This is a genomic window from Paenibacillus sp. J22P143 (genome assembly GCF_059692035.1).
On record NZ_JCAUAQ010000001.1, the window covers coordinates 501,260 to 522,657 of the forward strand.

Sequence of the window (21,398 nt, forward strand, 5' to 3'; positions counted from 1 at the left end):
AGAAGAATTGACCAAATCCTGCCATTTATCAGAAAGGAAACTCTTGTGCAAACGATTACGCCATGCCACAATAAGACTATCCTAACGACTCGATTGACGGAGGAACACATGCTTTTTGTCCTATTTGCACTTTGGTTCATCGCATCAGGTCTTCTTATTGTAGACCCCAGTTCCCGTACGATGCGCTGGATGAGCGCAGTCGCTTTTACTGGCGGATCAGGTGCTTTAGCAGCCGTCATATCGGCGGATGTTATCCCATACTTCCAACTAACGGCGCCAAATCCGTCGCTTAGTTCACTATCCTATCGTGTCATGAGCATCTGCTCATTGCTTTCCTATTACGGCTTACCTTACTCTTTCGCGATGCTATCATTAGCCTATCATTCAGCTTGGATTAAGCCACTCTGGCGAAAATGGCTGCCAGTTCTTTTGCTAATACCGCCAATCGCCTGTCTGCTCATCTTACCAGGGTACACTGAAGAAATGCCAATTGATTTCCGCGTCGTCGCAACGTGGGCGTTCCCGTATATCCTCATTGGATCCGTACTGATTGTACTCAAAAAAGAACATCTCCCTGCTATGAAGCGAACTCATTTATTCACATGTCTTGCACTGCTCCCGCCAATTCTTTGTGTTGGCGTTCTCAATTATGTCATGCCCAGCTTTGGTTTCTATCGATTATGGATCTATCACGTGTGGATTTTGGCTTTCGTGGTTCCTTTTTTTGTATTTACGTTTTTCAAATACGGGTTTCTCGGCATCCGGCTGCTCATTGAGCGGCGCAAGCTGGATTCCACGCTCCGCGCGATTACTTCCGGTACGGCCATTCTCAACCATGCGATTAAAAATGACGTAGGCAAAATGCGTTTATTTTTGGAGAAAATGAATCAACACGCCATAGACACTGGGCAAACTGAGCTCATCCAGGACATTCATGTTGTCATGAACGCATCTAGGCACATTCAAGATATGATTAGTCGCGTACATGAACAAACCCAAGAGCTTCCTCTGCGTGTTTCTCAAGTGGACGTCCGTCAGCTGATTCTTGATGTTATGGAGCCCCTCGAGGCTTACCTTAGCAAAATTCAAGTGCAGCTTGAGCTACCCGATAACCTTGAGCTTCCGCTTGATCAAATCCAAGTTGCAGAAACATTAACGAACATCCTAATGAATGCCATCGAAGCAATGAGCAGCGGCGGAGAACTATCGATTAAAGCTTTTTCAAGTAAAAAAAAGTTCATTCTTGAAATCAAAGATACAGGGATGGGGATGGACAAATCCGTCCTCAAGCAAGCTGTTGAACCCTTCTACACGACCAAAAGCGGCAATCGGAATAACTTTGGCCTCGGTCTTGCCTATTGTTATAGTGTCATGAAAAAACACGGAGGAAGCTTGGAAATTAGCAGTGAACCTGGTAAAGGTACACGAGTATATTTAACATTTCCGGGATAGAGATATAGAACAGTAAAGGGGAAGTTACGGTATGGAAACGATTCGCATACTTATCGTGGAAGATGATCTTGATTGGCTGCGCGGTCTCACCGATTATTTGAATCGTCAGGGGGATATGACTGTCGTGGAGAGTCGATCTACAGCAGAAGATGCACATGCTTTATTTATACAGTCAGCACCTTCTGCCGATGTCGTACTCATGGATATTATGCTACAAAATGAACCTGCTGGCATCGGACTGGCGGAGCAAGCCTTTTTGTCATGGGGTGCTAAAGTTATCATGCTCACCTCGATGGAGGAAAAGGATTTTATTTTCCGTTCCTTCCAAGCAGGCGCAATCGACTATCAAATTAAGTCGCGTTTCGAGGAGCTCCCAGGTATTATTCGAGCGGCGCATGCACGCCAATCCACGATTAATGCAGCTGTTGCTGAACAGATGCGTGAGGAATTCCGCAGACTCAAACGGCTGGAGCAGCAATTCAAGATCAAAGAGGTGCGGGATCTTATCACGCCAACAGAGCTTCAAGTCCTTGATATGATAGATCAAGGGCATACCCAGACGGAGATTGCAAATCGATTCTTCATTTCGTTGCGAACTGTGAAAATTCATGTGGGTCATATTTTGAAAAAGCTAGGAAGTCCGAGCAGCAAGGATGCCGCTCAGCAGCTAAGAAATTTAGGTTTTTTTGAGCGAGGTCAATCAAACAAGGAAAAGGCAAAGGAGAACGAGAAATCCGATTAATGGATATCTCGTTTCTTAAATCTTCCGCCTTTAACATCGTGGATATTACCAACTGCGAGAAAGGCTTTAGGATCCAATCCATCCACGATGGATTTCAGCTTGGCTTCTTCCAGCCGCGTAATCACACAGAAGATAACCTTCTTATCATCTCCGGTGAACCCGCCTTCTCCTTCTAGATAGGTCACGCCACGTCCTAAGCGATCCATGATCGCTCCACCAATTTCTCTGAAGTGGTCACTTATGATCCACACGGACTTCGACTCATCGAAGCCTTCAATCGTGACATCAATCATTTTATAAGCAATAAAATAAGCAATTAACGAGTACATCGCGCGGTCCCACGTGTAGACAAACCCTGCACTTCCAAGAATAAATAAGTTGAAGAACATGACGATCTCGCCGACGGAAAAAGGTATTTTCTTCGAAACGAGAATTGCTATGATTTCGGTTCCGTCCAAAGAGCCTCCGAACCGGATGACCATCCCTACACCAATTCCGAGAATAATCCCGCCAAATACCGCCGCTAACAGCGGATCGTTTGTCAGCTCTTTCACTGGATGCAGCAAGGCTGTGCCTGTCGACATCACTAAAATAGCGAAGAGCGTAGATAATGCGAAGGTTTTACCAATCAATTTATACCCGATAAATAAGAAAGGAATATTTAATAATGTCAAGAACACCCCGATTGGCCCTTGCGTCAAGTAAGATAAAATAATCGAAACCCCTGTAATGCCCCCATCAATAATTCGATTAGGTATCAAGAAAATTTCTAACCCCACTGACATCAACACTGCTCCTATGAATAAGAACAATCCACGACGAAAAAACGCACTTTTTGTCATTTTTCGATGTTGAAGCTGCATGACTGCTTCTCTCTTTAACAGCATTTGTTCTTTTGACATAATCGAATCCCCTCCTATCTTGTCTTCTCTTTATAAGTATTCTTGATATAACCACCAATTTCCTGCAATCGAACTATAATTTCATAGAGATACCATCGAATATTGTCGTAATGCATGGTATAATATCAGATGTTCCAAGGACTTTTAACTTATTGTAAACAGGAGAATCTATGAAACAACACATTGAACGATTGTTATTGGTCATTCGACCAAGACTGCCCCTTTTACTTCTTGCAGTCATCCCTGTTCTGATCATGGAAATTTTGAGCCGCGGGAACTATATTGAAATGATGACATGGAGCTTCAAGCATGTTCTCGAGCTTCTTTTCAATGAATGGATCGTTGTAAGCCTACTGCTGATATTCATTGCAATCATTGGGCGTACTCGAATCGCCTATTGGGTGATCTCCGGGTTTCTCATAATCTTAGCCCTCATTAGCGGCGTGAAGCTCAAAATATTAGGCGTGCCTCTAACGCCTTGGGATTTAGTTGTAGCAGGCGAAGCTTCCGATATGGTGAAGTATTTATCCAACATTTTGACACTTAATGTGCTATCTGTTATTCTCCTATTCCTTGTCGGCAGTTACTTCATCCTCTACCGTACAACCATGTTTATTAAAAAAGTAGCTTTAAAAGAACGAGGAATTCTAGCTGGCATTGGTTTAGTGATGTTCTTGGCCGTGTACTCAGACCTGCCTTTACCTGTTCAGAAGTGGTTCGGGATTGAAGCTGCTGTTTGGAATCAGGTTCAGAACACCAAAACCAACGGTTATGCGCTAGCAACTGTATTGAATACAAAAGCAATGTTCTCAGATAGCCATGAAGGCTATGATGATAAAGCGGTTGAGGCCATCGTTAATGCTTCTCCTACGCCGCCTATCAAAGCCGGTGATTCAACAAAACCGCAAATTAAACCGAATGTCATTGTCGTTTTAAGCGAAGCTTTCTGGGATCCGACCATTATCCCGGGTGCTAAGTTCAGCAAAGATCCGATCCCATTCTTCCATAAACTGCAGAAAGAAGGAACAAGCGGAACGATGCTTTCACCACAATACGGCGGTGGAACAGCCAATGTTGAATTCGAGGTCCTTACGGGGAACACGATGCGTTTCTTACCCCAAGGATCCATTGCTTATAATCAATATATTTCAAATGAAGTCGATTCATTAGCAAGCATTTATGCGCGTCAAGGCTACACTTCTACAGCCATTAGTCCTTTTTATAATTGGTATTTCAACAGTAATAAAATTTATCAAGACTTCGGGTTTTCCAAATATATTCCGATTGAATATTTCAAACCGACGTATTCCGGTCCCTATATCGCAGATAGCGAAGTTGCTGCTAACATTATTCATGCGACTGAGCAAAGTCCAGGCTCTGATTTCGTCTTTGCGAATACGATGGAAAATCACTTCCATTTCTACCCTGGTAAGTTCCCAAAAAACACCTTTGATGTTACGGGCAACTTCTCCCCATCTTCGATTGGGATGCTTGAAACACTTGCACAAGGGATTAACGGGTCGGATAATATGTTGAAGGAATTAGTGGAATACTACGAGAAAAAAGGTGAACCTACGATTATCGCCTTCTGGGGTGATCATTTACCAGCGTTAGGCGATGATTATGCAACTTATATTGATACGAAGTATATTAGCGGCAAAGACGATCCTGATTTCTTGAAAAAAATGTACAGCGTTCCGCTGGTCGTGTGGAACAATTTCGACACAGAGCGCAAAGACAAATTAAATATTAGCCCATCCTTCTTGGGACCTTATCTGATCGAATTATCGAAGCAGCAAGGCAATTATTACACAAACTTCTTGACTGAGTTAGCTAAAAAGTATCCTGTTATCCCTCCAAAGGATCATTTTGCTGAAATGAACATTAAGGAAGATGATTTGAAGGATTACGAAACATTGCAATATGATATTCTTTTCGGAGATCGACATGCCTACAAAAACTATCTAACACCAATCATTGATCCTAAATACATGCTCGGTTTCGGGCCTATAAGCTTAGATAAAGTATCGACAGACTCCCAAGATATTTCTGGGCGTAGCAGCATAACACTAACGGTAACAGGTAATAATCTGCCACCACTCGGCTATGTTAGCTTGAACGGGAAAGCAATACCTACGACGTGGAAAGATGAACATACGGTTACGGCCTTGGTTGAAGGCCCCTTACTCAAAATAGGAATATGGGACATCCAAGTGAACGTGAAGGACTCCAAAGAAACGATTGTAGGCAAGTCCAATTCTGTATCCATTGATATTGGCGGACGTTAAACAGCATACTTAAGCCCCTTATTCTCATTCTGAGGATAGGGGGCTTTTCCATTTCATAGCTTAGTCGCGGCAAATCGCGCAATAAAAAAGCTCACCCCAATTGGAATGAGCTTTTCCTGTATTATGCCTACACAGATTACAAATTAATGATTTTTCCTGTAGCTTCGGATTCGAACGCTGCAAGGATAACTTTCAATGCACGGTAGCCCTCTTCACCTGAAATGCGAGGCGCTTGATTATTAAGTATGCAAGTTACGAACTCGTCGATAACACCGCTAGATGTTTGTTTCTCATTCGTTGCTACTTGACCCACTTTATAACGCTCAACTGTGCCATCACGAAGCTCAACGATCACTTGATCGTTAGGATCTGTGTCGATTTTGATTACGCCATTCTCACACCACAGAACAGTGGAATTGTCTTGACCTTTGTAGTAAGTCCAGCTCGCTACTAGGGAACCCGTTGCGCCGCTTTTCATTCGCAGCAAGCAAGTTGCATTATCGTCGACGTCTGTACCATCTTTGTGAAGCGTACCTACGAAAGCAGCTACTTGAGCTACTTCGTCATCTAGCAACCAACGGATAAGATCGGACTTGTGAACGCCAAGATCACCCATTGCGCCCATAATCGCTTCTTCCTTACGGAAAAACCAGCTCTCGCGACCATCAACGCTCCAGCCCTCAGGACCTGGATGACCGAAAGATGTACGGAATGTAAGAACCTTCCCAAGCTTACCTGTTTCCAACACTTCTTTTGCCTTCACGTGCGGAGGCATTAGGCGTTGGTTGTGACCAACCATCAAGAAGACGCCATTTTTCTTCGCAGCTTCAATCATCGCCTCGGATTCAGCAGCAGTTGTAGCCATAGGCTTCTCAACAAGCACATGCGCGCCTGTGTTTGCCGCGGCGATAGAAATTTCAGCGTGTAGGTAGTTAGGTGTACATACGCTAACCGCGTCAACTTTTTCTGCTTTCAACATATCAACGTAGTTAATATAAGCTTTACCGCCATGCAGCTGTGCATAGTGCTCCGCTCTTTCGATGATCGGATCTACGAATGCAACTAGCTCGACATTAGAACTTGATGCGTATTCTGGGATATGTCTATGTTTGGATATAGAACCACAGCCAATAACGGCTACTTTAATTTTACTCATGTGATAAATGCTCCTTCGAATATAAAATAATGAATTAGTTATGAACGTTCAGGTAATGCTCTTTCACCCAGTTAAAGCTGTTCTCGATGCTAGTTAAAGGCGCCTTTTGGCAGTTGTCTTGTTCAACAACAAGCCATTCTGCGCCTGCTTGCTCTGCAGCAACGATCACTTTATCAAGAGGAACATCGCCTAGGCCTAGCTCCAAAGTAATTAAGCTACCGTCATCAGGATCCTTCGTGAAATCTTTGAAATGAACCAAAGGAAGACGTCCTGCATATTTAGCGATGTAAGCAAGTGGGTCTTGACCTGCGAATTGAACCCAACAAACGTCCATTTCGACTTTAATCGCGTCATTATTCGCATACATAGCATCGAAAACAAACTCATCTTCTACTTTGTAATGGAATTCGAAATCATGGTTGTGATAAAGGAATTGCAAGCCTTGTTTTTGCGTCTCAACTGCTAGTTTTTCACACTCTGCAATAATAGCTTGCCATTGTTCCACGGATTCACGCTCTTCCGCAGCTACATAAGGAACGATTGCATATTGAGCGCCAATAGTTTTCAGGTAGTCTATTTCGCCTTGAAAGTTTTCACGGAATTTTTGCAAGCTCACATGGCTCCCGAAAGCTTTCAATCCAAGCTCATCAAGCAGCGCTTTCAACTTGCTAGCAGGCATGTCATAATAGCCAGCGAACTCAACGCCTTCATATCCTAACTTCGCAACATGGCGAAGTGTACCTTCCATATCACGTGCCATATCATCTCTCAATGTGTACAATTGAAGACCAATTCCTAAACGTCCCATTTGTTCTCCTCTTTTCTCTTAGTAAAATCGATAATAGTTCCCATGGCTTAAGTATAATTGAGATTAGCCTATTATGACCATTCACGATATAATTAAAACATCTCTTATTTGGCTACGAAAGGTGAAAATCCATGAACGCTGAACTATTAACTTGTGGGTATTCTTTTCATATGGACCCGTTTTACGTAAGTACCAAATCCGGACTCCAAACTTATCTTTTTCGATTACAAACGGAAGGAACCTGCGAAGCGCTTGTCGATGGACGCATGATCACCATAGAAGCCGGACACTTACTCCTTTTCAAGCCTGGTGATCCTTATGAACTACGTATAGAGCATGAGCTCACGCATACCGACAGCAAAATCGCCAGCGGTGATTACTACTTATTTTGTAAAGGTGACTGGATTGATGCCTGGTGGAAGCGCAACACCAAACCAACCTGTATGCGCATTGACCTCGACCCTCGCTTGATTTCACTATGGCGGCAATTAAGTCTGGAGAAGCGCAGAATGGAGGAAGAGAATGCCGAACTCAGCGGTTATTTGCTCCAAGCCCTCTGCCTTTATCTCGAACGTGCGGCTACAGAAACCGTCTCCTTGCAGGGGCGTCCTTTCACAGGTACACGAATGAAACGATTTATTGAAGCACATGCGACAGCTGCATTCAAAATCGAAGATGTCGCAGATCATGTAGGCCTTAGTATCTCCCGTGCTGTTCATTTGTTCAAAGAATATTTCGGTAAAACGATGATCCAATACGCAACAGAAGTACGCTTATCTAGCGCGGTGGAGCGCATGCATGATAGCTCAATGTCCTTGGAACAAATAGCACTCAGCTGCGGCTTTGGCTCTTACCCGTACTTTCATCGGGCATTTAAACAACGCTTCGGGACTTCGCCCAAAGCCTATCGCCAAAACATGCAGTATACCTAACCTATGTGTTTGGATTAAATTCACACAATATTCAATATTCCAGGCAATATTATGAAACAATTTCACCCGCTAAATCGTATTATCTATATACGAAAATACATAGCAATCTCTTATTTGTCTTAGAATTGTAAAACAATTTTAAGGTTCTATTAATAATAATCCGATATGCTAGTACTATATCCAATTCTTAGGATGGTGGAACTCATGAAAATGTTTATAACGATTCATAACAAACCAGTACCCGTATACTCCGATGAGAAAAATAAAAAGAAATTCAATCTACTGAAGTCTGCCCTTGAGGCCAAAGTAACCAAAGGCAGAACAACCCTCAAGAAATGCCTGGACTCCATCATTAGCATCGAGATCGTCGGGTGCGAAGCGATTCTTCATTCATTGAATGAACGAGATTCGCTGGCACTTTCACTTTATTAGAAAAAAGCCTGAAATCCACAGATGATGGATTTCAGGCTTTTTCTCTCATATGTACTTTTGCTCCACCACGTTCAAGTGATGCTGCGCATGTCCAGCGATTACATACGCGATGGCGCGGGCAGAAATAGTGAATGTATTCGCTGTTCCTGTCCGAGTCCAGGCTGTGTCTGAGATCGTCGGCAAGAGCGCCAGAGTAGTCTGTCGTACCGCTTGGAAATCCTTAACCAAATCCGTTACTGACACTTCGTCAAAAGACGTATTGGCAATGAAAATATCCTGATCAAAACCAGGTAAATCCGTCTTATCTCCGCGGGCTATACGAAGTAACCTGTAGCTCATGATGCGTTCCGTGTCCGTAATATGAGCCAAAACCTCCTTCAGACTCCACTTTCCAGGTGCATAGCGAGTTAAGAGCTGATCCTCACTAAGGCTTGAGAATAAGGTTACTAGAGCTTTTTCTTGCGTGTTCAAAATGGAAACATACTCTCCATCGGGTACCAGCCCGATATACCCCGTATAGAATGATGAATATTCGTCGTGACTTGGACGTTGCAACATGTTGATTCGTCTCCCTTCCCCACTTACGAAAATGATTTGAATCTCACTATCATATCGCAATTGGCTCCAAAAATGAATATGCTTACGGGAAAGTGGGGGCATAGTCGTAGTTCGATTACTGCTGTTTTGTTTTAAGCTGAATCACATAGCTCATATGCATATTCTGTAAATGGAATATACCTTGTTCATGTTCAAAAGTAATCGACATTATAAATCCCTCCTATCGTCTATTATCGTATCCTAAAGGAAACAAAACTATGGAGAATCTACACCTACATTTGGAGGAATGTCGTTTTTCCCACACAAAATAGAGCCTTGACCATGTGTGGTCTTGGCTCTACTTACATGAATCCTACTAGATTAGCCGTATTTATAAGTCATGCCGTGTCCGCCTTTAGGGTAAACCCAGTCAATATTATACGAAGGACACGCTATACGGCACGTACCGCATTCAATACAATTTTCAAAGGCAACCGTCGTTATTTTGAGCTTCTTTTCCCACTCATACACATCCGAAGGACAGAAATAATTGCAGTCCTTCGTCACACAATTCAAGCAAGTTTGTTTGTCTTTAATTACGAGGTGAGATTTATCATCGCATTTGTAACGAATGGTAAATAGTTTATCTGAAATATCACTTTGACTCATCCGTTCATCGCCCTCCATCCCTTGTAGCCCAGCTTCATCAAGTTGACTGTACCGCCTGCGGCATTTTTGATTAGCTTCATGGCCATTTTTTGCTTCTCAGCTTTCGTAATACCATCCACGAGGAACATGTTATAGGCGGCTTCATTGACGGCACGAGGCAACCTATCAAACAATAATTCCGGATCCTGTTCTTTCAAAAATTGGTGCATACCTTTGTACTTCTGCAAATCCTTGTGGACAAAAGAAGCTCGAATTTTGTTATCGTAGAGATGCATCGTAGGGGCTGAGAAATCCCCGCGCGCTTTCGCTTCGATAATCGCTTCCCCAGCAAGACGCCCCGAGGTCATAGCCAGATTCGTCCCCTCGCGGTGTACAAAGTTAATTAATTGCGCAGCATCGCCGCAGACACACCAGCCATCGCCTGATAACGTAGGAATCGAGTGAAACCCGCCCTCGGGAATCAGATGACCGGAATATTCCTTGGTCTCCCCGCCTTGAATGAGTTTCCGAATCATCGGATGCTGTTTGACGGCATCGAGCACGGCGTATGGCTTCACCTTTTTATCCCGCAAATGGTTCACCATGACACCGACCCCTAACGAGATCGTTTCTTTATTCGTGTAAAGAAAGCCCATGCCGGCCATGCCGAGCGAGGTTTCGCCCATAAATTCAATGGTGACCCCTTCGTCACCCTCAAGACCAAAGCGGTCCTCAATTTTCTCCCGTGGCAGCGCAATAACTTCTTTTACCGCCAAAGACACCTCATCTGGCATCCATTCCTTATGAATCCCCATGGCTTTACCGAGCAGGGAGTTAACGCCATCGGCAATGACGACAACGTCCGCATACAAATCACCGTCATCTCGGTCCGTTCGGACCCCTACAACTTTGTTACCTTCACGAATGACGTCCAGCGCCACGGTTTCGTATATCGGAATGGCACCCGCTGCTACTGCTTTTTCAGCGAACCACTGATCGAATTTGACCCTAAGGCCTGTAAAGCAGTTATAAGGCTCCTTATAGGCTTCATTCCGATGGCCGAAGGTGACCATGGACTCTTTGCCCATCATCCAGATCCGCTGTTCTACAATGTAGCGCTCCATCGGAAAGTTCTTCTCTGTCCAAAACTCAGGAACAAGCTCCTCGATTTGCTTCCGATAGAGGACGCCACCGAAAATGTTCTTAGCCCCTGGGAACTCACCTCTTTCGAGAAGTACAACCGATAAGCCAGCTCGCGCCATGGTTAGGGCTGCTGCTGCTCCAGCTGGACCTCCTCCAACGACGATTGCGTCGAATTTTTCGTTCATTTCGCTTCACTCCTCTCTCGGGCGAAGGTCGCCTCTGACTGCGTCTGCGTGGTGGATATCGAAGCATCAACCACTGATGGCGGGTGAATGCCGAAAAGTGTGCGGCGTTTCCTGAATTCTTCGGTGATGGCGGGGACAATTTTGAACAAATCGCCAACAAGGCCATAATGGGCAAATTGGAAAATGGGCGCTTTCTCATCCTTGTTGATCGCGACGACCACATCGGCATGGCTCATGCCGACAGTATGCTGCACCGCGCCGGAGATGCCAATGGCGAAGTAAAGCTTTGGCCGCACTGTGGCGCCCGTCTGCCCCACCTGATGCTCGTGACTGATCCAGCCCGCATCAACGGCAGCGCGGGACGCGCCAACGACACCGCCGAGCGCTTCCGCAAGCTCGGCGAGCAGCTTGAAGGCATCGGGCCCGCCAAGTCCGCGGCCCCCAGCTACGATAATCTCGCAGTCCTCGAGATTGAGCTTGCCTGTTTCTCGCAGGAAGTCGAGCACCTGCGCGTCAATCTCTTCCTCGCGCATCGTCGCTTCGATTCGCACGATCTCGCCTTGGCGCTCCGCGTCCTTCGGCAGCGCCTGAAAAACGCCGGCCCGCGCTGTCGCCATCTGCGGCCGGTACTGCTTGCAGAGGATGGTGGCCATCATCTTCTCGGAGAAAGCCGGCCGGCTGGCCAGCAGCAGCCGTGACGGCGGCGGCTCCACGTCGAGCTGCGTCGTGTCGGCCGTCAGCCCCGTCGGCAGGTGCGTTGCGATCGCACCTGCCAGGTCACGGCCCGTCGCTGTCGCGCCGAACAGCACGATCTCGGGCTTCGCATCCTCGATCAGCTTCAAGCAGACCCGGCTGTACGGCCGGGTCCTGTAATCGCGAAGCTCTGGGGCTTCGCAGAGATACACCCGGTCGGCGCCGTAGTGCACGGCTTCATCGGCGAGATGTGCGACATTCTCGCCGATGACAAGCGCCATGAGCGGCGCCTCCAGCTTTGCTGCAAGCTTCTTGCCTTCGCCTAGCAGCTGCCAAGACACCTTTTTCGCGATACCCTCGCGCTGCTCAACAACGATCAAAACACCTCGATATGCTGACCAATCCGGCATCGCCGGATCTACCTGTTCGGTTGATTGTTCCTTTGCCATCGTGTCATCCTCCGTTCCTATCTATCAAACCCAATCTAACACGGTCTGCATGTCCCTCGTCAGCAGCTGGTCGGCGAGTTGAGCAGCCCCGGATTCTGCGCTCTCAAACATAATCATTTTCGTTTTCACCGCTTTAATTTCAGGCACCCATGTTTTGGCAACAATCGTTGGCGAGCCTTTGAGCCCAATCTTTGCCCGCTCCAAATCTGGAAAATCAGCTGTTGTCCATACAGTAGGCTTATATCTAGCCGCTCGAATCATGCCCGGCAGCGAAGCGCGTCTCACTTTATTCAGTTCTTTCAGTGCGGTAATCAGAACTGGCATGCTTGTCTCAACGACTTCAATCCCATCCTCCAAAAGCCTGTGAACGCGCACTTTACGATTTTCTTCATCGACTTTAACAACTTTGTTAACATAGGTAAGTTGTTCCAAATCTAAACGGCACGCTACCCCCGGACCAACTTGTCCCGTATCGCCATCTAATGTTTGTTTTCCGCAAAAAACGATATCCACTGGCCCCCACGTTTCCGCAATTTTGCGAATCGTTCGAGCGACAACGTACGACGTAGCCAGCGTGTCCGCACCTGCAAAACCACGATCCGTCACCAGAACCGCATCATCGGCGCCAAGTGAGATACATTCTTTCAGACCTTTTTCGGCTGGTGGTGGTCCCATGGTGACGACCGTAATGCGCGCACCTTGTTCATCCTTAATCCGCAATGCCTCTTCCAAGCCATGCATATCATAGAAATTCACAATGCTGGGAACACCTTGACGAATGAGCGTATTATTCTTGGGATCAATGCGAATTTCTCTAGAATCCGGAACTTGTTTAATACAAACGACAATATGCAGCATCTCTGCACCCTCCTATTTCTGCGGGGAACTGGCTTGCATCTTTTGACCACTGGCCTGTGATAGCCTGTCATCATTGTGAATTTTGTCACGTAAAAGTCGATGCGGAATCGCTTTCAAAGCAATCTAACACAGTATATGCGCGAACGAGAGGAACTTGACTAAACAAAGAAAAAATTCGGATAGAAACTCGCGCTCGTGGACGCTGTTAATAAGCTCTGTATCCAACCCATTTAGAACGTGTTTGAAAGGGTTAATGCTACTGATCCACGTATAAGACTAGCATTCGTGTTGCTTTCTTCGTACTAGCTCTGCCTCCGTTCGACTGACTATCTCACAAGAAGTCATTTTCTGTGACATCTACAAGTATCTTTGAAGAGTTATTCAAGAAATTTGCCAAAGAACATTCCAAATTGTCGATCTTCTGCTGATTTATCCAAATTGAACACTCTAAAGTAATACAGGTTCTTCCGTGAAAATATTGTAGATACAACAGAATAATAGCTCTACCCTCCGTTCGACTGACTACTTCACAAGTAGTCCTTTTCTGTGACATCTACAAGAAACTCGGAAGGGTAATTCAAGAGATTTGCCAAATAACTTTCCAATCGATCTTCTGCTGATTTACCCAAATTGAATATTCTAAAGTAATACAGTTTTTTTCACAAAATTATTGTAGATACAACAGAATATTTGTTTAATCAGATGGGTCGGGTTGGGTTGCGTTCGGGGTCGGGGTGCGTTCGAGGTCGGGTGCGTTGGGTTGGGTTGGGTTGGGTTGGGTTGGGTTGGGTTGGGTTGGGTTGGGTTGGGTTGGGTTTGGGTTCATTCATATTTACGCACCAAAAAAAGCTGTCTTCCCCATTTCATGAGGAAGCAGCTTTTTCGGGTTTATAACCTTTTTAACTATAGGTAGCAATCGCTTGATTAATTCGCTCACGCACCTCGAGCATCCATTCCGTGCCACGCGGATAGACTGAGAACGTAAGCGGCTCTGATAAGCCATCTTCTAGTAAAGCAATTGTACGCTCTTTGCCAATCAACGTCTCGAGTAGTTCTAAGGCACGTAAATCCTGCAGCGCTTCATAGAATACTTCCAAACGAATCGACTCAATAGGTCCCGTTTCACCTGGATAAACGATGAAGCTGTCTCCCGAAGGAAATGCATGCAAGGCATCCGTCACTTTGAATGGGTCCAACTGTTTAATAGAAAATTGGGAGTAATAGAAGTTATAGCCCCAATGTAGAAACCCCTGTACGTTTGGCGCCCCACTGGGTAAATAAATGCGAGATTTCGAAATACTCGACTCTCTTGCTCTGGCAGAGCTGTTACATTTAGATCATCAAGCGGATACAGCGGATCGGGATACACCCCCGGTTCCACACGAAGCACATTGTCATCATGGTCTGGATGACAGGGCATTTCCGAAGGCACGAGGCCAACTGCTCGGATTGTAACTGGAAGTCCCAGGGTCGTATAGACTCCAACACCTATGTTTTTCAAAAGCTCATTCGACGTGTAAGCAACCTGGAAAGCGAAGTTCTCACCTCTAAGAGCTGTCGCGTGCCTATAGGCAGCTTCATCGGCAAAAACCTTGGATAATGAGCTCAAGCTCATGGTTTGAAAATGGTTAAATGGTTCTTTTTCTCCATTCGATCCCACTCCACTCCCATCAACATAACTAGTTCCAATGAAATCTTACCAATTTAAAGCTTGGAAAGTCCCTGTACGTGCAGATTCTTGCGCTTTCATACACATTAGAGCACTCATCAAGCCATCGTCAAGCGTCGAAATGGAGCTCGCTTTTCCCTTCATGACCGCTGCAAAATTACTTGCCAGCTTCTCATCACCGCCGAAATGATTGCTACCTGCTTCAAGCTCATAGGTTTCTACACGCGCCGTATGATGCATATACACCTTGACTTGACCGCTATAGAAATCAAAATCTACTGTTCCCTTATATCCCATGAATCGTGCACCACGAGCAGCGACACCTCTGCGGATAAAGAAGTTTTGTGAGTAGGACATATGCATGCCGCTTTCATATCGGAACAACGCGCTTCCTGAATCTTCATTTCCTGTATCTTCGGCATAACAGCAATATTGCCAAGTTGGATCTAACTCTTCTGTTGCCGCAACGGTACTCTCTAAACAGGTGCGATTATCTTCACAATCCACACACTTGAGTCCAGCTGATTTGTTACCTTTGAATACTTGCTTGGAGGTCATTGCACATACACTTACCGGCGTTTGACCCAGTATAGCTTGGATATAGTCAAAATCATGAGTTGCTTTTTGCAGGAAGAGCCCACCGGTTTCCTCCTCATTGCGGTACCAACTTTGGAAATATACACGACCATAAGGCACATTATTAATGGCCTGCACGTGTTCAACCGTGCCAATTTTGCCAGATTGAACGATTTCCTTAACTAGCTCCACAATGGAGGTTGTTCGCAAGGGGAAGGAGACAACAACAGGTGAAGTTGATGCTTCGTAACCTTGTTTTAAACTAAGCAGATCTGAATAGGTAGTAGCTACTGGCTTTTCTATATAGAGGGGAAGATTATGTCGTAAGGCCTTCAGCCCCATCGTCGTATGAAGATTACAACGCGTGCCGATCATAGCGCCGTCTAATTGCTCTGACTCCAGCATTTGTTCTGGTGTATCATAATACTTGACGTGATTCCAACCTTTTTCGTCAAGCTGAGCTTTAATCATATCTTTACGTATGTCTACAATCGCCGCAATTTGGCAGTCCGCATCTGCCTTCATCACTTCATTAATAACTGTCTCAATCCTCTTGCCATACCCAATTACACCTATCTTCATGCCTATGCCCCCTCAAACTTTACGATACCTTGATTATAAAAGATGACCTCCGCCTTTTCTTTGTCTTGAAAGCCGATTTTTTTGTTATTTACGCTGTGATATGATAGAGATATACACTTTGCATTGACATATCAGGAGTGACACCCATGGCGATTAGCGAAAAGAACCCCCACGAGTATCAACGAACGCATTTGAAAATGAGTCTAGTTATCAATAAAGTGATTACGATGCACTACTTCGAGTTTGGTAAAGATTATTCATTCAATGGGGAGAAGCATGACTTCTGGGAATTTCTCTACGTCGATCGCGGCGAGGTGGAAGTTCATGCTGATGAGAATATCTACTTGCTTAAGCAAGGGTCTATCATTTTCCATAAACCCAATGAATTTCATAGCTTCTATGCAACCAAAGGAAAAGCCCCCAATTTAATCGTCATGACGTTCGATTGTCATTCGAAATCGATGCATTTTTTTGAGCACAAGGTGCTTTATTTAGAGGATGAGGAACGCAATTTGCTTGCCCAGATCGTGAGGGAAGGCCAGCATGCCTTTCAGTTTCCATTCGGTCATCCCCTCGTACGCAGGCTGGATGCACCGGTTGGTAGTGAGCAAATGATACAAAGTTATTTGGAGATTCTCTTGTTACGTTTACTTCGGAAAACAGCACTAACAGAAGCTGATACTTCCCTCTCTACGGTAGCTAAGGAGAAGTCTGTCCACGATTTGACAAGCAAAGTGATGAGCTATATGGCGGAACACATCGATGCCCATCTCACTCTGAACGAGATCAGCCAACAATTCTGTGTCGGCAAAACACAGCTCAAAGACCTTTTCAAAAAACATACGAGTTATACAGTTATGGAGTACTTCGCCAAATTGAAAATCGATCAGGCGAAAATCCTGATTCGCGAAGAAACTTATAATTTCACTGAGATTTCTAGGCAGTTAGGTTTTAGTTCTGTCCACTATTTCTCCAAAGCTTTTAAGAAAGCAACTTTAATGAGTCCCTCAGAGTATGCCAGAACGGTCAAATCGCGCATGTAAGCCGTCATCTTCACATTTGCAAAAAAAATCCCGAATGCTGCATAATTGCAGTCACTCGGGATTTTTTTTATTCTTCTTCGTCTTCCTCGACCTCATATGTACATTGGAATCGCTCTACCCCCGGATATTTCTCTCCAAGACTGCGAATCACGAATCCCACATTACGATAAAATTGCACGGCATCTTCATGGGTTTCAGCCGTAATTCGAACTGGCTGCATATCATCAATAATTTCAAGCAGCATGCCGCGTCCGAAGCCTTCCCCTCTGCTCTCAGGTTCAACTGCGAGATGGCGAAGTGTCATTTCCTGCTTATCATTCAGCTCAAATCCAATAATTCCAACGGGTAAGCCTTCCGACTCATAGGCAAATAACCATGTATTTTCATTATTTTCATAATGGCTGAGGGCTTCTTGTAGAGAATCTGGATCTGGAAACACGCTGTAGGCAAGTAATTGTTGAATTTCGCCGTCATGAATACGGGACTTCACATTCAATAGCACGTACACTCACTTCTTTCTATATTCGTATATCTCTAATATTCTACTAATGGGAGCAGGCTGTCAACTTACGTCCGACGGATCTGACTTGCTCTCACTTGGCGACAACCAAATTAACGTGAAAAAACCGCCCATATTTCGGACGGCTTTAAATGAATATGTGCAGACATTATCCCGTCAAGGGCTCTTTCCTCACTGAATGAATCGCTAATGGCACTGCAAAAGCCACTACACTTGCAATTAACCCATAAACGAACATCCCATGGATGCCGGTATAGAACGTGTCTGATTTCGTTAAAATCGCCCCCATTACCGTCACGCTTACCGCTGTGCCGATATTTCGCGCAAATAGCTGCAGCGAGGTCGAAATCCCCTTCTGATGAGCTTCGACTAACTGCTGAGCGCCAATTGTTGATACTGTAAACAGAAGTCCGAACGAAAGACCCAACAACGTAAGCGCGCTAAATACGTACCAAAAAGAGGTGCCTTCACGGATAAAGAATAGTAACACCGCGGTGATGACAAGTAGTACATTCCCCGTTACCAGCAGCGGTTTGTAGCCGAAGCGTATGACCCATTTCCCGCTAGGTACAGCAACAGCCATCCACCCGATGGATGTGCTAAGCAGCGCAATACCGCTGACGAATAGCGAGTACCCTTGATTTTGCAAATACAATGGTATGAAGCTGGCCGTCCCGAAAAGTGCGGCGCAGCTCAGAAACGAGCCGCCAATCATGAAGGCGACTGGCCGATTACGCATCAGATCCAGAGGAACGATCGGGGCTGCATGGCCTTTTTCATAGAGGAAGAAAACGACAAGCAGGACAACACCAACGGCACCATAGATGTAGGTATAGGAGTGGACCACAGTTGTAAGAAGTAAGGAAGAAATCCCCGCAGCAAAAAGGAGCGCCCCCCAATAGTCGATCACGGCTTTCTTCGGTTGGTAAACTTCTTTGTATGGGAGCAAGGCTAGCAATGCAATGAGACAAATCGGAACATTCACGAAGAAAATCCAGCGCCAGCTCAAGTATGTTACAAAAAACGTACCTAACGTAGGTGCTAAGATGGCGGATAATCCCCACATGCCCGTAAAAAAGGCTTGCACCTTCCCCCGCTGCTCGACTGGGTAGATATCTCCGGCAATAATCGATGGAAATGGCATCATCACCCCTGCGCCAATCCCTTGAATGGCTCGAAATATAATAAGCTGCACCATGCTATCCGATAATCCGCAGAGGACAGAGCCCCCAAGAAACAATAGAATACCCGTGGCATATATTCTTTTACGCCCAAATAAATCCGATAAACGCCCTGCTAAAGGTGCAAGAACGGTAGAAAGCACCATATACGAAGTAAATGCCCAGGCAAACAGGCTGTTCCCTCCAATGTCATTCACAATGATCGGCATCGTTGTATTGGCAATTGTCGTATCCATAGACGCCACTAACATGGCCAGTACGATACTGACCATAACGGTAGTTCGATTACGCATAGTTATTCCTCCCAAGCTGACTTTGACACATCCAACCATTATAACTGATTCCAGATTCCATGAATAGCAAGCCATTTACTCGGGATAAGAGATGAGCCTGGAAAATTTCTCTTTACAAATGCCTAATACGGGACTAAAATTAATCCAATGTGTTTAGTGGGTAATTGAAAAGAGGACATGACAACATGACTTTAAGTATTATTCTAATGGGTTTGATTGTAGGATTTCTGGTCGGATTGACAGGGGTTGGCGGCGCTTCCTTACTGACTCCGATATTAATCTTAATTGGCATTCATCCTTCCATTGCTGTAGGTACTGATCTACTTTATAACTCGATTACGAAGCTTTTCGGTACGATCCAGCATTGGCGGCAGAAAACAATCGACTTTAAGCTGGTTAAAATGCTTGCTCTAGGCAGTATTCCTGGCGTATTCGTTGCCGTCGTGTTCCTGAAAGTATTCGACTCTTTCTTCGACAATCAAGAAGTCATCATCAAGCATGCGCTCGGATATGTGTTGATTCTGGTAGCCTTCGCGACCTTGTTCAAAGTGTTCTTCGGACATCGGCTAAAAGAAAATCGTTGGCAGCTGAAATCTTTAGAAGAGAAACGCTGGTTGACGATAACGATTGGTGCTGTTCTAGGCTTCATTGTTGGTCTAACGTCTATTGGCTCCGGCTCCTTATATGCCATTGCCATGCTCTACTTTTTCCGAATGATTCCTGTTCAACTCGTTGGTACGGATATCGCGCATGCTTTCCTCCTCTCCTCGACGGCAGGTATTCTTCATGCCAGTTTGGGAAATGTAAATTACTCGCTCGTCATGAATCTTCTCATCGGTTCAATCCCTGGCGTGCTCATCGGCAGTATGCTCGCAACGAAAGCCCCTACGAATGTACTTCGTACGATTATTGCCAGCTTAGTATTAATTAGCGGCCTTAAATTAATTTAATAATTGGAGCAGAGCCCTGGGCTCTGCTTTTTTGTATATGGGGACGCGCATGTCGGATTTTGCGGTTACCCAGGAAATAAACATGTAATAATTCCCCCATTCGCGATGCCCATTTTTCTATAGAAATAGGCCCATGCCTACACCGTGATACTTGTCCCTCTCATACGCTGTGAAGAACAACATGTGACAATAAAGGAGCGCTACTGCACATGCAGCGACTAATGTGTAAAGGGAAGATTCATCGCGCGACCGTAACGGAAGCCGATTTGGATTATGTAGGCAGCATTACCATTGATGGATTACTGATGCGCAAAGCGAATATTTATCCCTATGAAATGGTTCAAGTCACCAGTCTTCGGAATGCCACACGTTGGAAAACGTATGCCATTCCCGCACCAGAAGGCTGCGGCAAAATCGGATTAAACGGTCCGCCAGCCCATCTCTTCTCTCCTGGCGATCTCGTGATTATCCTTAGCATGGGGCTTATGAACGAAGAGGAAATTCGTACACTCAAGCCGCAGGTCGTCTTCGTTGATGAACATAACCAGCTCCTTCAGGTGGAGGAACATGATTTAGTCATTCAAAGGCAAGAAGAGAAAGCGTATGAGTAATCGATCAACGAGTAAATGGACCAAATATAAACTGCTGCGTGGCTCAAAGAAGCTTCAAGCTTTTTTGCCTGAAACGGACTGGTTGAGCGTTAGCAGCTTCTGGAGCATGTTGACCAAATATGGTCAAATCATCCTTAAACCGACAGGCAGTTATGGCGGGAACGGTGTCATCCGGGTCAAAACTGTGGGAAGCTCCACCTACGAATTTCAAGATGGAGCCAAAAAACGGACATATTCTGAACCGGAGGAAATTAACGCTTTTATTAAAAAGAAAGCGAGTAAAAATTACATCGTCCAACAACGTATCAACCTTGCCACCAAGAATGGCCGTCCCTTTGATATGAGAGTAATGGTTCAACGGCACACGAATGCGAATTGGCAAGTGACAGGGATGCTCGCTAAGGTGACCGGCAAAGGCTTTATTGTCACAAATATTCGCAGGAGCGGCGGGAAGGTTGTCACCGTAGAGAACGCTCTCGGGAACTCTGGGCTTCAGAACCTGCAGACTTCTGCACTCCTCGCAGAACTGCATTCGGTCGCACTTCGAACGGCAGCAAAGTTAGGTCCTTCCTACCGTTGGGTGAAAACCATGGGCATTGATATGGCTTTTGATAAGCAGGGACATGTTTGGATTATCGAAGTGAATTTTGCCCCCATGCTCGAACTATTCTTGAAACTTCCTAACAAAGCTGCGTTCCATAAAATCAAATCATTTCATGCGAGCAGGAAAAGCCGTTGACCGCCCCTG

At 45.3% G+C, this 21,398-nt stretch carries 22 protein-coding genes; 9 read left to right on the forward strand and 13 right to left on the reverse strand.

Annotated features, from left to right (window positions below; translation table 11 throughout):
• The first annotated feature begins 108 nt into the window (after positions 1-108).
• Complete coding sequence (locus AC58PQ_RS02550) at positions 109-1,452, forward strand: sensor histidine kinase (RefSeq protein ID WP_497240395.1); 1,344 nt, start codon at positions 109-111, stop codon at positions 1,450-1,452.
• A gap of 31 nt (positions 1,453-1,483) precedes the next feature.
• On the forward strand, positions 1,484-2,194 hold the full coding sequence (locus tag AC58PQ_RS02555; protein WP_497240396.1) for a response regulator transcription factor: 711 nt from the start codon (positions 1,484-1,486) through the stop codon (positions 2,192-2,194).
• Here the strand turns inward: AC58PQ_RS02555 and AC58PQ_RS02560 are convergent.
• Positions 2,191-3,036: a YitT family protein gene (locus tag AC58PQ_RS02560; protein WP_497240627.1), complete on the reverse strand. Its 846-nt coding sequence runs from the start codon at positions 3,034-3,036 to the stop codon at positions 2,191-2,193. The two genes, AC58PQ_RS02555 and AC58PQ_RS02560, sit on opposite strands and share 4 nt — an antisense overlap.
• 230 nt (positions 3,037-3,266) lie before the next feature.
• Here AC58PQ_RS02560 and AC58PQ_RS02565 point away from each other — a divergent pair, with 230 nt between their 5' ends.
• Positions 3,267-5,384, forward strand: a complete 2,118-nt coding sequence (locus AC58PQ_RS02565; protein WP_497240397.1) for an LTA synthase family protein — start codon at positions 3,267-3,269, stop codon at positions 5,382-5,384.
• A 136-nt stretch (positions 5,385-5,520) separates the two neighbouring features.
• Here AC58PQ_RS02565 and AC58PQ_RS02570 read toward each other — a convergent pair whose 3' ends face one another.
• Together AC58PQ_RS02570 and AC58PQ_RS02575 are read right to left on the reverse strand one after the other, a co-directional pair.
• Positions 5,521-6,540, reverse strand: coding sequence for a Gfo/Idh/MocA family protein (locus tag AC58PQ_RS02570; protein ID WP_497240398.1), 1,020 nt, complete (start codon positions 6,538-6,540; stop codon positions 5,521-5,523).
• 34 nt (positions 6,541-6,574) lie between these two features.
• Complete coding sequence (locus AC58PQ_RS02575) at positions 6,575-7,348, reverse strand: sugar phosphate isomerase/epimerase family protein (RefSeq protein WP_497240399.1); 774 nt, start codon at positions 7,346-7,348, stop codon at positions 6,575-6,577.
• Between the two features lie 131 nt (positions 7,349-7,479).
• Here AC58PQ_RS02575 and AC58PQ_RS02580 point away from each other — a divergent pair, with 131 nt between their 5' ends.
• Complete coding sequence (locus AC58PQ_RS02580) at positions 7,480-8,280, forward strand: helix-turn-helix domain-containing protein (protein WP_497240400.1); 801 nt, start codon at positions 7,480-7,482, stop codon at positions 8,278-8,280.
• A 204-nt stretch (positions 8,281-8,484) separates the two neighbouring features.
• The gene (locus tag AC58PQ_RS02585) at positions 8,485-8,712 is read left to right on the forward strand and encodes a 3-dehydroquinate dehydratase (protein WP_497240401.1); all 228 of its coding nucleotides are present in this window, start codon (positions 8,485-8,487) and stop codon (positions 8,710-8,712) included.
• 45 nt (positions 8,713-8,757) lie between these two features.
• Here the strand turns inward: AC58PQ_RS02585 and AC58PQ_RS02590 are convergent, their stop codons facing one another.
• From AC58PQ_RS02590 to AC58PQ_RS02625, 8 genes are all read right to left on the reverse strand, one after another.
• Positions 8,758-9,270, reverse strand: coding sequence for a DinB family protein (locus AC58PQ_RS02590; protein ID WP_497240402.1), 513 nt, complete (start codon positions 9,268-9,270; stop codon positions 8,758-8,760).
• Between the two features lie 360 nt (positions 9,271-9,630).
• Positions 9,631-9,918, reverse strand: a complete 288-nt coding sequence (locus tag AC58PQ_RS02595; protein WP_028554142.1) for a ferredoxin family protein — start codon at positions 9,916-9,918, stop codon at positions 9,631-9,633.
• On the reverse strand, positions 9,915-11,225 hold the full coding sequence (locus AC58PQ_RS02600; protein ID WP_497240403.1) for an FAD-dependent oxidoreductase: 1,311 nt from the start codon (positions 11,223-11,225) through the stop codon (positions 9,915-9,917). The genes AC58PQ_RS02595 and AC58PQ_RS02600 overlap by 4 nt, the downstream gene beginning before the upstream one ends.
• Positions 11,222-12,367 (reverse strand): electron transfer flavoprotein subunit alpha/FixB family protein, encoded by a 1,146-nt coding sequence (locus AC58PQ_RS02605; protein WP_497240404.1) that lies wholly within the window; start codon positions 12,365-12,367, stop codon positions 11,222-11,224. Before AC58PQ_RS02605 ends, AC58PQ_RS02600 begins: the two co-directional genes overlap by 4 nt.
• Before the next feature lie 24 nt (positions 12,368-12,391).
• Positions 12,392-13,225: an electron transfer flavoprotein subunit beta/FixA family protein gene (locus tag AC58PQ_RS02610; protein WP_497240405.1), complete on the reverse strand. Its 834-nt coding sequence runs from the start codon at positions 13,223-13,225 to the stop codon at positions 12,392-12,394.
• An 899-nt stretch (positions 13,226-14,124) separates the two neighbouring features.
• Positions 14,125-14,508, reverse strand: a complete 384-nt coding sequence (locus AC58PQ_RS02615; RefSeq protein ID WP_497240628.1) for a DUF4091 domain-containing protein — start codon at positions 14,506-14,508, stop codon at positions 14,125-14,127.
• Positions 14,403-14,885 carry a hypothetical protein gene (locus AC58PQ_RS02620; RefSeq protein ID WP_497240406.1) on the reverse strand — a complete coding sequence of 161 codons (483 nt, stop codon included), beginning with the start codon at positions 14,883-14,885 and terminating at the stop codon, positions 14,403-14,405. Before AC58PQ_RS02620 ends, AC58PQ_RS02615 begins: the two co-directional genes overlap by 106 nt.
• Positions 14,886-14,921: 36 nt before the next feature.
• A complete protein-coding gene (locus AC58PQ_RS02625; protein WP_497240407.1) occupies positions 14,922-16,052 on the reverse strand; it encodes a Gfo/Idh/MocA family protein in 1,131 nt (376 codons plus the stop codon).
• Positions 16,053-16,198: 146 nt separating this feature from the next.
• Between AC58PQ_RS02625 and AC58PQ_RS02630 the strand changes: the two genes are divergently transcribed.
• Positions 16,199-17,095 carry a helix-turn-helix transcriptional regulator gene (locus AC58PQ_RS02630; protein WP_497240408.1) on the forward strand — a complete coding sequence of 299 codons (897 nt, stop codon included), beginning with the start codon at positions 16,199-16,201 and terminating at the stop codon, positions 17,093-17,095.
• A gap of 67 nt (positions 17,096-17,162) precedes the next feature.
• On the opposite strand, the gene AC58PQ_RS02635 is transcribed toward AC58PQ_RS02630, so the two are convergent.
• Together AC58PQ_RS02635 and AC58PQ_RS02640 are read right to left on the reverse strand one after the other, a co-directional pair.
• Entirely contained in the window at positions 17,163-17,597 is a 435-nt protein-coding gene (locus tag AC58PQ_RS02635) for a GNAT family N-acetyltransferase (protein ID WP_497240409.1), read from the reverse strand.
• Positions 17,598-17,763: 166 nt separating this feature from the next.
• On the reverse strand, positions 17,764-19,089 hold the full coding sequence (locus AC58PQ_RS02640) for an MFS transporter (RefSeq protein WP_497240410.1): 1,326 nt from the start codon (positions 19,087-19,089) through the stop codon (positions 17,764-17,766).
• A 185-nt stretch (positions 19,090-19,274) separates the two neighbouring features.
• Here AC58PQ_RS02640 and AC58PQ_RS02645 point away from each other — a divergent pair, with 185 nt between their 5' ends.
• The 3 genes from AC58PQ_RS02645 to AC58PQ_RS02655 all read left to right on the forward strand — a co-directional run bounded on the left by AC58PQ_RS02645 (position 19,275) and on the right by AC58PQ_RS02655 (position 21,389).
• Positions 19,275-20,039 carry a sulfite exporter TauE/SafE family protein gene (locus AC58PQ_RS02645; protein WP_497240411.1) on the forward strand — a complete coding sequence of 255 codons (765 nt, stop codon included), beginning with the start codon at positions 19,275-19,277 and terminating at the stop codon, positions 20,037-20,039.
• A 209-nt stretch (positions 20,040-20,248) separates the two neighbouring features.
• Positions 20,249-20,650 (forward strand): aspartate 1-decarboxylase, encoded by a 402-nt coding sequence (gene panD / locus AC58PQ_RS02650; protein WP_497240412.1) that lies wholly within the window; start codon positions 20,249-20,251, stop codon positions 20,648-20,650.
• A complete protein-coding gene (locus AC58PQ_RS02655; RefSeq protein ID WP_497240413.1) occupies positions 20,643-21,389 on the forward strand; it encodes a YheC/YheD family protein in 747 nt (248 codons plus the stop codon). The genes panD and AC58PQ_RS02655 overlap by 8 nt, the downstream gene beginning before the upstream one ends.
• The last annotated feature ends 9 nt before the right edge of the window (positions 21,390-21,398 follow it).

What these genes read in the sequence shown, in the direction of transcription:
- AC58PQ_RS02630 (WP_497240408.1), top strand. Translation starts at nt 16,199, where the DNA reads ATGGCGATTAGCGAAAAGAACCCCCACGAGTATCAACGAACGCATTTG.
- AC58PQ_RS02590 (WP_497240402.1), bottom strand. Translation starts at nt 9,270, where the DNA reads ATGTTGCAACGTCCAAGTCACGACGAATATTCATCATTCTATACGGGG.
- AC58PQ_RS02610 (WP_497240405.1), bottom strand. Translation starts at nt 13,225, where the DNA reads ATGCTGCATATTGTCGTTTGTATTAAACAAGTTCCGGATTCTAGAGAA.
- AC58PQ_RS02645 (WP_497240411.1), top strand. Translation starts at nt 19,275, where the DNA reads ATGACTTTAAGTATTATTCTAATGGGTTTGATTGTAGGATTTCTGGTC.
- AC58PQ_RS02580 (WP_497240400.1), top strand. Translation starts at nt 7,480, where the DNA reads ATGAACGCTGAACTATTAACTTGTGGGTATTCTTTTCATATGGACCCG.
- AC58PQ_RS02555 (WP_497240396.1), top strand. Translation starts at nt 1,484, where the DNA reads ATGGAAACGATTCGCATACTTATCGTGGAAGATGATCTTGATTGGCTG.
- panD (WP_497240412.1), top strand. Translation starts at nt 20,249, where the DNA reads ATGCAGCGACTAATGTGTAAAGGGAAGATTCATCGCGCGACCGTAACG.
- AC58PQ_RS02655 (WP_497240413.1), top strand. Translation starts at nt 20,643, where the DNA reads ATGAGTAATCGATCAACGAGTAAATGGACCAAATATAAACTGCTGCGT.
- AC58PQ_RS02585 (WP_497240401.1), top strand. Translation starts at nt 8,485, where the DNA reads ATGAAAATGTTTATAACGATTCATAACAAACCAGTACCCGTATACTCC.
- AC58PQ_RS02575 (WP_497240399.1), bottom strand. Translation starts at nt 7,348, where the DNA reads ATGGGACGTTTAGGAATTGGTCTTCAATTGTACACATTGAGAGATGAT.
- AC58PQ_RS02565 (WP_497240397.1), top strand. Translation starts at nt 3,267, where the DNA reads ATGAAACAACACATTGAACGATTGTTATTGGTCATTCGACCAAGACTG.
- AC58PQ_RS02600 (WP_497240403.1), bottom strand. Translation starts at nt 11,225, where the DNA reads ATGAACGAAAAATTCGACGCAATCGTCGTTGGAGGAGGTCCAGCTGGA.
- AC58PQ_RS02595 (WP_028554142.1), bottom strand. Translation starts at nt 9,918, where the DNA reads ATGAGTCAAAGTGATATTTCAGATAAACTATTTACCATTCGTTACAAA.
- AC58PQ_RS02640 (WP_497240410.1), bottom strand. Translation starts at nt 19,089, where the DNA reads ATGCGTAATCGAACTACCGTTATGGTCAGTATCGTACTGGCCATGTTA.
- AC58PQ_RS02605 (WP_497240404.1), bottom strand. Translation starts at nt 12,367, where the DNA reads ATGGCAAAGGAACAATCAACCGAACAGGTAGATCCGGCGATGCCGGAT.
- AC58PQ_RS02550 (WP_497240395.1), top strand. Translation starts at nt 109, where the DNA reads ATGCTTTTTGTCCTATTTGCACTTTGGTTCATCGCATCAGGTCTTCTT.
- AC58PQ_RS02560 (WP_497240627.1), bottom strand. Translation starts at nt 3,036, where the DNA reads ATGACAAAAAGTGCGTTTTTTCGTCGTGGATTGTTCTTATTCATAGGA.
- AC58PQ_RS02570 (WP_497240398.1), bottom strand. Translation starts at nt 6,540, where the DNA reads ATGAGTAAAATTAAAGTAGCCGTTATTGGCTGTGGTTCTATATCCAAA.
- AC58PQ_RS02625 (WP_497240407.1), bottom strand. Translation starts at nt 16,052, where the DNA reads ATGAAGATAGGTGTAATTGGGTATGGCAAGAGGATTGAGACAGTTATT.